Source organism: Micromonospora wenchangensis (genome assembly GCF_002210435.1).
GTDB lineage: Bacteria > Actinomycetota > Actinomycetes > Mycobacteriales > Micromonosporaceae > Micromonospora > Micromonospora wenchangensis.
Map to the genome: position 1 here is coordinate 37,950 of NZ_MZMV01000031.1, position 12,719 is coordinate 50,668.

Annotated in this window: 14 protein-coding genes; 4 read left to right on the top strand and 10 right to left on the bottom strand. The window is 73.4% G+C overall.

Features of this window, described 5'->3' with window-relative positions; all coding sequences use genetic code 11:
- The first annotated feature begins 138 nt into the window (after positions 1 to 138).
- Positions 139 to 1,017 (top strand): Crp/Fnr family transcriptional regulator, encoded by an 879-nt coding sequence (locus B5D80_RS18765; RefSeq protein ID WP_245854749.1) that lies wholly within the window; start codon positions 139 to 141, stop codon positions 1,015 to 1,017.
- 56 nt (positions 1,018 to 1,073) lie between these two features.
- Here the strand turns inward: B5D80_RS18765 and pheT are convergent, their stop codons facing one another.
- The 9 genes from pheT to B5D80_RS18810 all read right to left on the bottom strand — a co-directional run bounded on the left by pheT (position 1,074) and on the right by B5D80_RS18810 (position 9,377).
- On the bottom strand, positions 1,074 to 3,620 hold the full coding sequence (gene pheT / locus B5D80_RS18770; protein ID WP_088645189.1) for a phenylalanine--tRNA ligase subunit beta: 2,547 nt from the start codon (positions 3,618 to 3,620) through the stop codon (positions 1,074 to 1,076).
- A 40-nt stretch (positions 3,621 to 3,660) separates the two neighbouring features.
- Positions 3,661 to 4,740: a phenylalanine--tRNA ligase subunit alpha gene (pheS, locus tag B5D80_RS18775; RefSeq protein WP_088645190.1), complete on the bottom strand. Its 1,080-nt coding sequence runs from the start codon at positions 4,738 to 4,740 to the stop codon at positions 3,661 to 3,663.
- Positions 4,741 to 4,911: 171 nt separating this feature from the next.
- Positions 4,912 to 5,793, bottom strand: a complete 882-nt coding sequence (locus tag B5D80_RS18780; RefSeq protein ID WP_088645191.1) for a TrmH family RNA methyltransferase — start codon at positions 5,791 to 5,793, stop codon at positions 4,912 to 4,914.
- Positions 5,794 to 5,824: 31 nt separating this feature from the next.
- The gene (gene rplT, locus B5D80_RS18785) at positions 5,825 to 6,217 is read right to left on the bottom strand and encodes a 50S ribosomal protein L20 (RefSeq protein WP_088645192.1); all 393 of its coding nucleotides are present in this window, start codon (positions 6,215 to 6,217) and stop codon (positions 5,825 to 5,827) included.
- A 32-nt stretch (positions 6,218 to 6,249) separates the two neighbouring features.
- The gene (gene rpmI / locus B5D80_RS18790) at positions 6,250 to 6,444 is read right to left on the bottom strand and encodes a 50S ribosomal protein L35 (protein WP_088645193.1); all 195 of its coding nucleotides are present in this window, start codon (positions 6,442 to 6,444) and stop codon (positions 6,250 to 6,252) included.
- A gap of 18 nt (positions 6,445 to 6,462) precedes the next feature.
- Positions 6,463 to 7,113: a translation initiation factor IF-3 gene (gene infC, locus B5D80_RS18795; RefSeq protein ID WP_088645194.1), complete on the bottom strand. Its 651-nt coding sequence runs from the start codon at positions 7,111 to 7,113 to the stop codon at positions 6,463 to 6,465.
- A gap of 383 nt (positions 7,114 to 7,496) precedes the next feature.
- Positions 7,497 to 7,967 carry a PH domain-containing protein gene (locus tag B5D80_RS18800; protein ID WP_211291572.1) on the bottom strand — a complete coding sequence of 157 codons (471 nt, stop codon included), beginning with the start codon at positions 7,965 to 7,967 and terminating at the stop codon, positions 7,497 to 7,499.
- Between the two features lie 254 nt (positions 7,968 to 8,221).
- Positions 8,222 to 9,067 carry an ATP phosphoribosyltransferase gene (gene hisG / locus B5D80_RS18805; RefSeq protein WP_088645195.1) on the bottom strand — a complete coding sequence of 282 codons (846 nt, stop codon included), beginning with the start codon at positions 9,065 to 9,067 and terminating at the stop codon, positions 8,222 to 8,224.
- A gap of 46 nt (positions 9,068 to 9,113) precedes the next feature.
- Positions 9,114 to 9,377 carry a phosphoribosyl-ATP diphosphatase gene (locus tag B5D80_RS18810; RefSeq protein WP_067305135.1) on the bottom strand — a complete coding sequence of 88 codons (264 nt, stop codon included), beginning with the start codon at positions 9,375 to 9,377 and terminating at the stop codon, positions 9,114 to 9,116.
- A 227-nt stretch (positions 9,378 to 9,604) separates the two neighbouring features.
- Here B5D80_RS18810 and B5D80_RS18815 point away from each other — a divergent pair, with 227 nt between their 5' ends.
- From B5D80_RS18815 to B5D80_RS18825, 3 genes are read left to right on the top strand one after another with little or no spacing between them, the layout of a single operon-like run.
- Positions 9,605 to 10,474: an ABC transporter substrate-binding protein gene (locus B5D80_RS18815; protein ID WP_088645196.1), complete on the top strand. Its 870-nt coding sequence runs from the start codon at positions 9,605 to 9,607 to the stop codon at positions 10,472 to 10,474.
- A 5-nt stretch (positions 10,475 to 10,479) separates the two neighbouring features.
- Positions 10,480 to 11,349, top strand: a complete 870-nt coding sequence (locus B5D80_RS18820) for an amino acid ABC transporter permease (RefSeq protein ID WP_425437214.1) — start codon at positions 10,480 to 10,482, stop codon at positions 11,347 to 11,349.
- 2 nt (positions 11,350 to 11,351) lie between these two features.
- Complete coding sequence (locus B5D80_RS18825) at positions 11,352 to 12,095, top strand: amino acid ABC transporter ATP-binding protein (protein WP_088645197.1); 744 nt, start codon at positions 11,352 to 11,354, stop codon at positions 12,093 to 12,095.
- A 121-nt stretch (positions 12,096 to 12,216) separates the two neighbouring features.
- Here B5D80_RS18825 and ribH read toward each other — a convergent pair whose 3' ends face one another.
- The gene (gene ribH, locus B5D80_RS18830; protein WP_088645198.1) at positions 12,217 to 12,717 is read right to left on the bottom strand and encodes a 6,7-dimethyl-8-ribityllumazine synthase; all 501 of its coding nucleotides are present in this window, start codon (positions 12,715 to 12,717) and stop codon (positions 12,217 to 12,219) included.
- Positions 12,718 to 12,719 lie beyond the last annotated feature (2 nt).

The following is a 12,719-nucleotide window of genomic DNA, read 5'->3' on the forward strand; positions in this document are numbered from 1 at the left end:
GCGGGCACCACCGTGCCCATGGAAACCGCCCCGCCGGGCGAAGAAACCCCAGAAGTACGGCATCCCCGGGACTGTCGGCATCCGGTCATCCCATCGTGGACAGATGTCGTGCTAGGCCCCGTCGGTTGTGCTGGGAGCATGTGGACGAACCTGACCGAACTGCTCCTGGCGCTCGGGCTCTCCCCGCCCGTGATCCTGGCCCTGGTGGTCGTCGAGGCCGTCGCGGTCCGAAGCGGGGCGGTGCGAGCCGCGTCGACCCGGATACGCTTCGGCACCTCTCGTCTGCTGAGGAGGATGCCGGTGCTGATGCGGCAACCCCATGCCCGGCCCGACGGCGACTGGCCGTACGGGACCTTCCTGCAACGGCTCGACCGCCCGGTCCGGGACGCGTTGCTGTCCACCGGCGTGCGCCGGCAAGTGCCCGCCGGGCAGATCCTCATCCACGAGGGCCACCACGAGGCGCACCTGGTGCTGCTGGAGGACGGCCTGACGAAGGTCACCGCGTCCCTGCCCGACGGGCGGACCGCCCTGCTGGCGTTGCGGGTCGGCGGCGACCTGGTGGGTGAGATGTCGGCGCTCAACGACCGCCCCCGGTCGGCGACGGTGACCACCTGCGGCCCCACCCGGTACAGCGTCATCCAGCCGGCACAGTTCAAGACCTTCCTGCGCGACCATCCGGACGCCGCCCTCGAACTGGCCGCCATGGTCTCCGACCGGCTGCGGTGGTCCAACCGTCGCCGGATCGACTTCTCGTCGTACCCGGTGAAGATCCGGGTGGCCCGGGTGGTGGCCGAGCTGTGCCGCTCGCACGGCCGGCAGGACCGCGACGCGGTGGTCATCGACGTCCGGTTGACCCAACCGGAACTCGCCACCATCTGCGGCGCGGCCGAGACCTCCATCCAGAAGGCGCTGCGGGAACTGCGCGCCGACGGGCTGGTGGAGACCGACTACCGGCGGATCACCGTCCGCGACCTGGCCGCCCTGCGCGACTGCGGGGAGATCACCGACGACGCGTGAACCCGCGACGGCCCCGACCCGGTGACCGGGTCGGGGCCGTCGTCGGCTGGCACCCCTCAGGCGCCGCGCAGGGTCGCCCCGAACCGCTGGGCGGCGACGGCCACGGCGGCGTCCCGCGCGGCCACCGCCTCCTCCACGGTCAGCGTCCGGTCCGGCGCGCGGAAGGTGAGCTTGTACGCCAGCGACCGGCGACCCGCGCCGAGCGACTCCGACGCGTACACGTCGAAGAGCCGGACGTGCTCCAGCAGTTCACCCGCCCCCTCGACCAGCGCGGCCCGGACGTCGGCGGCCGGCACCGTGTCGTCCAGCACCAGTGCCACGTCGATCAGCGCAGGGGGGAACCCGGACACGGTCGGCGCGGACACCACCGGGGCCGCCGGCAGGGCGTCCAGGTCCAGTTCCATGGCGCTGGTCCGGCGGGGCAGTTCCAACCCGGCCAGCACCGCCGGGTGCAGCTCACCGGCGTGACCGACCACCTCCCCGTCGACCAGCAGCGCGGCACAGCGACCGGGGTGCCAGGGGGCCTGCTCGGCGGCCCGCACCTCGATCCGCTCCGCCGGCAGGTCGGCGGCGGCCAGCACGGCCCGGCCGGCCTCCACCGCGTCCGCCCAGCCGGCGGCGCGGCCGGCACCCCACCAGCCGGCCGGCTCCACGTCACCGGTGAGCACCACCGCGACGTGCCGGGGCTGGGCGGGCACCACCGCGTCGGCGGCGGCGAACTCGGCGTCGGTGGGACGACGGTCCACCCCCATCGCCGGCGGCGCACCCACCCCGGGACGCGGGTGGAACACCGCCCCGATCTCGTAGAGCGCCAGGTCACGGTGACCCCGGCCCAGGTTGCGCTTGAGGATGCCCAGCAGCGGGCCGAGCAGGGTCGTGCGCAGCAGCGGCTCCTCCTCGGACAGCGGGTTGGCCAGCCGTACCGCCGGCCGGCGCGGGTCGTCGGCGGGCAGCCCGAGCTGGTCGGCCAGCTCCGGGGCGACGAACGGCAGCGCCAGCACCTCGACGTAGCCGCGTTCGGCGAGCGAGCGGGCCACCGCCCGACGGCGACGCTGCTGCCAGGTCAGCCCCCGGCCGGGTGGCGCGGTGGGCAGCACCGACGGCACCCGGTCGTACCCGTCGAGGCGGACCACCTCCTCGACCAGGTCGGCCGGGTCGGTGAGGTCGGGCCGCCAGGTCGGCGGGGTGACGGTGAGCACGTCGCCGCCGCCGGCGGTCGTCGCGACCGTGCCCGCGTCCTCGGCCAGCCGGTCGGTGCCCCGGATCACCGTGCAGCCCACCTGCTCCAGCAGGTCGACCACCCGCTGCGGGGAGTAGTCCACCCCGACCCGGCGCGTCGGCAGGTCGACCGGGAGGACGACCTGCCGCATCGGCCGGACGTGGTCGAGGTCGAGGATCTCCGCGCCGGCCTCGCCCCCACCGTGGGCGGTGAGCAGCTCGACGGCGCGTTGCAGGGCCACCAGCGGCAGGGCCGGGTCGACGCCCCGCTCCCACCGCTTGGCCGCCTCGCTGAACAGCCTGTGCCGGCGGGCCGTGCGGCCGACCATCACCGGGTCCCAGTGGGCGGCCTCCAGCAGCACGTTCGTGGTGCCGCCGACCACCTCGCTGGTCTCGCCGCCCATCACCGCAGCCAGCGAGACCGGGCCGGTGTCGTCGCAGATCACCATGTCCTCGGCGGTGAGCGAGCGGACCACACCGTCCAGGGTGGTCACCTTCTCGCCCGCCTCGGCCCGGCGCACCACCAGCGGGCCGGTGAGCCGGTCGGCGTCGAAGGCGTGCATCGGCTGGCCCAGTTCGAGCATCACGTAGTTGGTGACGTCCACCGCCAGGGAGATGCTGCGGACCCCGGCAACGGTGAGCCGCTGCCGCATCCAGCCGGGCGTGGCCGCCGTCGGGTCCACCCCCCGGACCATCCGGGCGGTGAACCGGTCGCACCCGACGGTGTCGCGCACCTGCACCGGGTACGCCGGCTGCGCCGTACCGGCCGGCACGGGCACCCGGCCCGGGTCACGGAAGGCCACCCCGAGGGCGTACGCCAGCTCGCGGGCGATGCCGCGCACGCTCAGCGCGTACCCCCGGTCGGGGGTGATTTCCAGCTCGACCACGACGTCGTCGAGGCCCACCACGGGGCGGGCGTCGTCGCCGGGCCGGGCCGGGGTGTCCGGCGGCAGCACGATGATGCCGGAGTGGTCGTCGCCGAGACCCAGCTCCATCGCCGAGCAGATCATGCCGGCCGACATCCGACCGTACGTCTTGCGCGCGCCGATGGTGAAGTCGCCGGGCAGCACCCCGCCGGGCAGGATCACCACGACCCGGTCGCCGGGGGCGAAGTTCCGCGCCCCGCAGACGATCTGCTGAAGTTCGCCGGTGCCGTTGGCGGTGCCCACGTCGACCAGGCAGTGCCGGATCGGCTTCTTGAACCCGGTCAGCTCCTCGATCTCGCGGACCTCACCGACGACCAGCGGACCGGTGACCGTACGGCGCAGGTCCACCACGGACTCGACCTCGATACCGAGGTCCACCAGGGCCTGTTCCAGGTCCTCGGTGGGCAGGTCGACGGGGAGGTCGACGTACTCCCGCAGCCAACTGACAGAAACTCGCATGACTCAGACCACCGTCTCCGTGACTCGTACCCGCATCGCCCTACGCCCCGGCCCCGAACGCGCGGGTGAACCGCACGTCGCCCTCGGCCATGTCCCGCATGTCGCTGACCCCGTGCCGGAACATCACCGTTCGGTCGATGCCCATGCCGAACGCGAACCCGGAGTAGACCTCGGGGTCGATGCCGCAGGCCCGCAGCACCCTCGGGTTGACCATGCCGCAGCCGCCCCACTCGACCCAGCGCGGGCCGTCGCGGTGCTCGGGGAACCAGACGTCGAACTCCCCCGACGGCTCGGTGAACGGGAAGTAGTGCGGACGCCAGCGGGTCTTCGCCCCCTCGCCGAACATGGCGCGGGCGAAGTGGTCGAGGGTGCCACGCAGGTGCGCCATCGTGATGCCGCGGTCGACCACCAGGCCCTCGACCTGGTGGAAGACCGGCGCGTGGGTGGCGTCCAGCTCGTCGGTGCGGTAGACCCGGCCGGGCACCACCACGTAGATGGGGGGCTTGCGGGTCAGCATGGTGCGCGCCTGCACCGGCGAGGTGTGGGTGCGCAGCACCAGGCCGGAGGCGTCCGCGCCGGGCGGCGGTGCGATGTGGAAGGTGTCCATCAGCCCGCGCGCCGGGTGGTCGGCGGGGATGTTCAACGCGTCGAAGTTGGTCCACTCCAGCTCGACCTCGGGACCCTCGGCCACCTCGTAGCCCATCCCGACGAACAGGTCGCTGATCTGCTCCATCAGGGTCGACAGCGGGTGCCGCGCCCCCCGGGGCCGCCGGTCGTACGGCAGGGTCACGTCGACCCGCTCCTCGACCAGCACCCGGGCGGCCTGCTCCCGGTCGAGCACCTCGGCACGGGCCGCGTACGCGGACTCGATCGCCCGGCGGGCCTCGTTGACCCGCTTGCCGGCGTCGGCCTTCGCCGCCGGCGGCAGCGCGCCGATCTCCCGACGGGCCAGCGACACCGGGGACCGGTCGCCGAGGTGCGCGGGGCGCAGCGCGGTCAGCGCGTCCGGGTCGGCGGCGGCGGCGAACGCCTGCTCGGCGTCGGCCACGGCCCCGGCCAGGGCGGCCGGGTCGAGCAGGGCGACCTGCTTCGGGTCGTACGGATCGTTGCGGTAACTCATGGCGTACGGGCACTCCCTCACGGCGGCGCCGGCCCTTCTCAGGCGGCTAGGCGAGTCTACGGACGCGCGGCGGTGCCGCAGCCCGCCGGTGGGAGTTACGCGCGGAGGTAGGTCAGGACCACCGCCCGCCGACACCGGCGGGCTGGCTAAACGAACGCCGTGGCGCGTTCCTCACGTGACCGGCTCCCCTGCTGGGTGTGCGCCCGACCGGGGTCGGCGCAGTGCTCGGGCTGAAGCGTACAGGCAGACGGCGGCGGCCGCAGCCAGGTTCAGGCTCTCGGCCCGCCCGTGCAACGGCACCCGGACCCGGGCGTCGGCGGCGGCGGTCAGCTCCCCGGGCAGGCCGTGCGCCTCGGCACCGAACAGCCAGCCGGTGGGGGCGGCGAGCCGGCCCCGGTCGGCGAGGTCGTCGAGGTCGCTGTCGCCGTACCCGGTGGTGGCGAGGACGGTGAGCCCGGCGGCCCGCAGCGCGTCGACCACGGCCTGCGGGTCGGCGGCGCGGACCACGTCGACGTGGAACAGGCTGCCGGCGGAGGCGCGCACGCACTTGCCGTTGTACGGGTCGACGGTGTCGCCGGCGAAGACCACCGCGCCCGCGCCGGCCGCGTCGGCGGTGCGCAGCACGGTGCCGGCGTTGCCCGGGTCACGGATGCCCGCGAGCACGGCGACCAGGCGGGGGCCGCGCGCCAGGGCGGCGTCCAGCGGCACGTCGAGGTGCCGGCAGACGGCGACCACGCCCTGCGGGGTGACGGTCTCGGTGAGCGCGGCCAGGGCCTCGTCGGTGACCTCGGAGACGGGCAGGTCGGCGCGGGCGGCACCGGCCGCCAGGTCGGCGTACCGGTCGAGCGCGGCCGGGGTGCCGAACAGCTCCACCACCGTGCCGGTGCGGTCGAGGGCCTCACGGACGGCCTGCGGCCCCTCGGCCAGGAACCGGCCGGTGGCGTCACGGTCGCGCCGGCGGTGCAGCCGGCGGGCGGCGACCACCCGGGGCGTACGCGGGGTGAACGGGCCGGTGACGGCGTCGAGGCGTCTCCCGCGCGGTGGTGACTGCATGGGAGACGCCTCGATCTGCTGCCGGGGTGGGTCAGGCGGCCTGGGCCGCGGCGCCACCGGTGCCCTCGGCCGCCACGGCGGCGCGGGCCAGCTCGACGATCGCGGCGAACGCCGCGGCGTCGTGGACGGCCAGGTCGGCCAGGATCTTGCGGTCGACCTCGATGCCGGCCAGGCGCAGGCCCTGGATCAGCCGGTTGTAGGTCATGCCGTTGGCCCGGGCGCCAGCGTTGATGCGCTGGATCCAGAGCTGCCGGAAGTCGCCCTTGCGGTCACGACGGTCCCGGTAGGCGTACTGCATCGAGTGCAGCACCTGCTCCTTGGCCTTGCGGTACAGCCGGGAGCGCTGACCGCGGTAACCGCTCGCGGTCTCCAGCAGGGTACGACGCTTCTTCTGGGCGTTCACAGCCCGCTTGACGCGTGCCATCTCAACTCCTTGTTAGGTAAAGGTGGCGCGCGTCAGCGGCCGAGCAGCTTCTTGATGCGCTTGACGTCGGACTTGGCCAGCTCGACCGTGCCGGTCAGCCGCCGGGTCTGGGTGGACGGCTTCTTCTCCAGGTTGTGGCGAAGGCCGGCCTGCTGGGCGACGATCTTGCCCTTGCCGGTCACCTTGACCCGCTTGCCCATACCCGTGTGGCTCTTCATCTTCGGCATGTGGAACGTCTCTCCCTGTTACTGGCCGCTGGAGTCAGCGGTCGGGCCGGACTCGCCGGCTGCTGCGGTCTCGCCGGCCGCCGGGGTCGCGCCACCTGCCGGGGCGGCCGATTCCTCCGCGGCCCGGTCCCGGGGGCCACCACGGGACGCCGTGGCGGCGACCGCGGATGCCTTGACGGCCCGGTGCGGAGCGAGAACCATGATCATGTTACGGCCGTCCTGCTTCGGAGCGGCCTCGACGTATCCCAGGTCCGTGATCTCGGACTCGAGCCGACGCAGGAGCCGGTAACCCAGCTCCGGGCGGCTCTGCTCGCGACCGCGGAACATGATCGTCACCTTGACCTTGTCGCCGGCCTTGAGGAACCGCACCACGTGACCCTTCTTGGTCTCGTAGTCGTGCGGGTCGATCTTCGGCCGGAGCTTCATCTCCTTGATGACGGTCTGCTGCTGGTTACGCCGCGCTTCGCGCGCCTTGAGTGCGCTCTCGTACTTGAACTTGCCGAAGTCCATGAGCTTGCACACCGGCGGGCGCGCCATCGGCGCAACCTCGACCAGGTCCAGGTCGACGTCCGCGGCCAGCTGCAGGGCGCGCTCCAGCGGGACGATGCCCACCTGCTCACCCTCAGGGCCGACCAGTCGGACCTCACGTGCCCGGATCTGCTCGTTCACGCGTGGTTCGACGCTGATGTGGCCTCCTCGAGTCGAGTCTGCTGCGTGGCCGACCCCGCGTGGCCCCCGGGTGGGGGCGACCCGGAAAGCAGAAGGCCCCGGCGCATGCCAGGGCCCGCTCGACCGGTCGGCACGATCACATGATCGCGCATCCGGAACCGGGACGGACCCGGAACCGGTGACCGGACCCGGCCACCTCGGGGGCGACTCGGGTGGGAGCAGGCGCTCCGCTTCGGGACCACCCACACGCCACAGGCGGGGGCAGTCTGGTCGACGTGGCAACACTACACCCCGGCACAGCCATCCCCCAAACCGGGCCCGCAGGTCAGCCCGGTCGACAAAGCCGGCAGCGGCCGGCGGAGGCGGTGCCCCGGACGGGGCGGTCAGCGGGCCGGAGTGCCGCCGAGGCCGGTCAGGTGGGCCTGGTGCAGCCGGCGCAGCGCGCGGACCCCGTCGACCGCGGTCTCCTTGTCGGCGGCCTGGAGCGCCACCATCGGCAGCAGGTCGTCGTCGTGCAGTTCCAGGCTGGCCCACGGCGCGCCCCGGTCGAAGCGCACCCCCCGGACGACCTCCCAGGGCAGCTCGTAGGAGCCGAGGATGTTGCGTACCCGCACCCCCCGGGCGTCCGCCTCGACCCGGGGCCTGGTGAACAGCAGGATGCCGAGCGCGCCGAGCACCCCGAGGCCGACCATGGCGACCTGGTCGCCGCGCTGGAAGGTGCCGTAGCCCTCCCCGGTCGCCCCGGTCAACGAGGTGGCCACCAGGCTGAAGACCACCAGCAGGGCGATCGCCGAGGCCCAGCAGACGACCCGGATACGGCGCGGCTTCAGGCGGATCAACTCGGTGTCGCTCACCCGGCCAGTCTGCCACCCGCCGCCGGCGGGCGTCGCGCCGCCACCCGGCCGAGCTGGGCGAGGCCGCGTCGAGGGCGCCGCCACTGGGCCGACGTGGGCGAGGCCGCGCCGAAGGCACCGCCACTGGGCCGACGTGGCGGTATCAGGGTGGTGTCGATACCGCCACGTCGGCCCAGTTGAGGGGATCATGGCGCGGCGGCCGGCGACCGGCGACCGGCGACCGGGAGGCTGGGGGCCCCGGGCAGCGGCGGGACTCAGAGGCGGCAGGCGTGGATGTTGGTGACCAGGATGGCGCGGGCACCCAGCTCGTACAGCTCGTCCATGATCCGGTGGACGTCGTCGCGGAGCACCATCGCCTGCACGGCGACCCAGCCCTCCCGGTGCAGCGGGGAGACCGTCGGCGACTCGATGCCCGGGGTGAGGCCGCTGGCCCGGTCGAGCAGGCCGGCCGGCACGTCGTAGGCGAGCATCACGTACCGGCGGGCCACCAGCACCCCGTGCAGGCGACGCAGCAACTGCTCTGCCTGCGGGTGGGCCGGCGCGCCGGCCCGGCGGACCAGCACCGCCGAGGACCGCAGCAGCGGCTCCCCGAACACGACCAGCCCGGCCTGACGCAGCGTCGCCCCGGTCTCCACCACGTCGGCGACGACGTCGGCGACCCCGAGCCGGATGGCGTTCTCCACCGCGCCGTCGAGCCGGATCACGTCGGCCTTGACGCCCAGCTCGGCGAGGTACCGCTCGACCAGCCCCGGGTACGCGGTGGCGATCCGGTGCCCGCCCAGCTCCTGCACGTCGCCGACGTCCTCGGGACGGGCCGCGAAGCGGAAGGTGGCCCGGCCGAACGCCAGGTCGACCACCTCCTCGGCGGGCGCGCCGGAGTCGATCAGCAGGTCCCGGCCGGTGATCCCGACGTCGAGGTCGCCCGAGCCGACGTAGGTGGCGATGTCCTTCGGGCGCAGGTAGAAGAACTCGATGTCGTTGGCCTCGTCCGGGCAGACCAGGTCCTTGGGGTCGGTGCGCTGGCGGTAGCCCGCCTCGCGCAGCATCTGGGCGGCCTTCTCGGCCAGGGCCCCCTTGTTGGGTACGGCGACACGCAGCATGACGGAGTGCTCCTTCGATCGGATCAGATCAACGACGCGGGCGCACTCACAGATGTCGGTAGACGTCCTTCAGCTCCAGACCGCTGGCCAGCATCAGCACCTGCACCTGGTACAGCAGTTGGGAGATCTCCTCGGCGGTACGCTCCGGGCCCTCGTGCTCGGCGGCCATCCACGACTCGGCCGCCTCCTCGACGACCTTCTTGCCGACGAAGTGCACCCCCTTGGCCAGGGCGTCGACCGTGCCGGAACCCGGCGTGCCGGCGGCGGCCTTGGCCTGGAGCTCGGCGAACAACTCCTCGAACGTCTTCACGGAACCGGATTCTTCCAGCCACCCACCGACGCCTCACGCGCCGGGTCGCCCGGCCCGCACCCTGTTCCCGCAGGCTGGGACGCATCCGGGGAGGTCGGGCGCTCCGGCCGGCCGGGGCGCGGGTCACCGGCCACCGGCAACGGGCCGGACACGTTTGCACATCGATCTCCCATCTACCTGATGGGACACCCTTCGGGGGATCGGTGGTCTTCTCTATCCTGGCGGCCATGGTCAGCAGCAGCTCACGTACCCGCGCCGCCGCCACCGCCGCGCTCCTCGTCGCCGTGGCCGGATGCGCACCGCAGGACCCCACACCCACCACCCCCGACACCGTCCCCACCGCGGCGTCCTGCGCCAAGGACAGCCTGAAGACCCGCACGCCCGGCAAGCTCACCATCGCCACCGACGAACCCGCGTACGAGCCGTGGTTCAAGGGCGACAAGCCGGACAGCGGCGAGGGTTTCGAGGCCGCCGTCGCGTACGCGGTGGCCGAGAGGCTCGGGTATGCGCGGGGGGACGTCACCTGGACCCGGGTGAAGTTCGACACCGCCATCGCCCCCGGCCCGAAGACCTTCGACTTCGACATCAACCAGTTCTCCATCACCGAGGAACGCAAGCAGGCGGTCGACTTCTCCGCCCCGTACTACCTGGTGCGGCAGACGGTCATCGCGCTCAAGTCGTCGAAGATCGCCGGGAAGAAGTCGGTGGCGGACCTGAAGAACGCCAAGCTCGGCGCGCAGGTCGGCACGACCAGCTACCAGGCGATCACCGCCCTCATCAAGCCCTCGGTCAAGCCGCAGGTCTACAACAGCAACGACGACGCCAAGAAGGCCCTGCAGAACGGCCAGATCGACGGGCTGGTGGTCGACCTGCCGACCGCGTTCTACATCACCGGTGCGGAGGTCACCGACGCCACCATCGTCGGCCAACTGCCGCAGGTGGGTGCGCCGGAGGCGTTCGGGCTGCTGCTGGACAAGGACTCCCCGCTCACGCTGTGCGTCAGCAAGACGGTGGGTGAACTCGCCGAGGCCGGCACGCTCAAGCAACTGGAGCAGAAGTGGCTCGCCCAGGTGGCGGGGGCGACCGAACTCCAGTGAGCCGGGTGTCACCAGCCGACGACGGCGTGCCGGTGGGCCGTCGGCACCTCCCGTCGGCGGCCCAACGGCGGCGGGCCGCGTACCGACGCCGGCAGACGACCCGCAGCGTGCTGGTCGCCGCCACCTCCACGGCGGTGCTCGGCACGCTGCTGGTCGTCGCGGTCACCGGCGCGCCCGGCTGGGACCGGGTCCGCCGGTCGTTCCTCGACCCGACGATCGCCCTCGACGCCCTGCCGGAGGTGCTCGTCGGGCTGTGGCTGAACGTCCGGCTGCTGGTCTGCTGCGCCGTCGGGGCGCTGCTGCTCGGCCTGCTGATCGCGTTGCTGCGGACCCTGCGCGGGCCGGTCTTCTTCCCGGTCCGCGCGCTCGCCGCCGGCTACACGTACACCTTCCGGGGCCTGCCGCTGATCATCGTGCTGTACGTGCTCACCCTCGGCGTGCCCGGCCTGCGGTTGCAGGGGATGCCCCCGGTGCTGGTGCTCGGCGGGCTGGCGCTGGTGCTCACCTACGGCGGCTACCTGGCGGAGGTGTTCCGGGCCGGCATCGAGTCGGTCCACCCCAGCCAGCTCGCGGCGGCCCGCTCGCTGGGGCTGACCTACCGGCAGACCATGCGGCACGTGGTGCTGCCGCAGGCCGTCAGGCGGGTCGCGCCGCCGCTGCTCAACGACGTGGTGGCGTTGCAGAAGGACGTCGGGCTGGTCTCCCTGGCCGGCCCGATCGACGCCGTCCGGGCGGCCCAGATCGCCACCGCGCAGAGCTTCAACTACACCCCGTACATCGTGGCCGGGGTGCTGTTCGTGCTGCTCGCCATCCCGCTGATCGCGGTCACCGACTGGGTGACGCTGCGCGCGGCCCGACGCCAGTCCGGAGGCTGACCATGGCCGTGCTGACCTGCCAGGGGGTACGCAAGGAGTTCGGCGGGCGGGTGGTGCTCGACGGGCTCGACCTGACCGTCGACGAACACCAGGTGGTCGCCCTGATCGGGGCGTCCGGGTCGGGCAAGTCGACGCTGCTGCGCTGCGTCAACCTGCTGGAGGAACTCGACGACGGGACCATCACGCTCGACGGCGAGGAGATCTCCGACCCCCGGGTCGACCCCGACCGGGTCCGTCGGCGCATCGGCATGGTGTTCCAGTCGTACAACCTGTTTCCGCACCTGAGCGTGCTGGAGAACGTCACCCTGGCGCCGCGCCGGGTGCACCGGCGGGCGCGGGCCGACGCCGAGGCACAGGCCCGGGAGCTGCTCGCCCGGGTCGGACTGGCCGACCGGGCGGACGCCTACCCGGACCGGCTCTCCGGCGGCCAGCAGCAGCGGGTGGCGATCGTCCGGGCGCTGGCCAACTCGCCCCGGCTGATGCTGCTGGACGAGGTCACCTCGGCGCTCGACCCGGAGCTGGTCGGCGAGGTGCTGGCGATGATCCGGGACCTCAAGGCCGACGGGATGACGATGGTGCTGGCCACCCACGAGATGGGGTTCGCCCGGGAGGTCGCCGACCAGGTCTGCTTCCTCGACGCCGGCCGGGTGGTCGAGGCCGGGCCGCCCGCCCGGGTGTTCGGCGAACCGACCCAGCCGCGAACCCGGCAGTTCCTCAGGCGGATCATCGAGGCCGGCCGGCTGTAGCGGGACCGCGCCCTCCGGAACGACCCGTATGGGCCGATGTTGCGGGGTCTACGTCCGCCGGACCCCACAACATCGGCCCAAGAGGCCACAGCCCGCCGGCCCGGCGGGCCCGGGCGGGCGGTCAGCCGGCGAAGCCGACGCGGTGGCCGTTGGCCGTGGACACGGCCCGGACCGCCAGCGCGGCGTCCAGGGCGGCCACCGTCGCCGACCAGCCCTTGTCCTCGGCGGAGCCGGGCAGCCCGGCCCGGTCCCGGGCCTGGTCGAGGTTCTCCACGGTCAGCACCCCGTGCGCCACCGGCTTGCCCTCGTCCAGGGCGACCCGGGTCAGGCCGTCGGTCACCGACCGGCAGACGTAGTCGAAGTGGGCGGTCGCGCCGCGCACCACCACGCCCAGCGCCACCACCACGTCGCAGCGCCGGGCCAGGGCCTGCGCCACCACCGGCAACTCCACCGAGCCGGCCACCCGGGCCGTCACGACCCGCGCCCCGCACGCCTGCGCGGCGGCCACCGCCCGGTCGAGCATGTGGTCGGTCAGCTCGCCGTGCCAGCGCGCCGCCACCACCCCGACGGTCAGCCCGGCGGCGTCCACCGGGGTCACTCCGGGTTCACCGAAACCCGCCATCG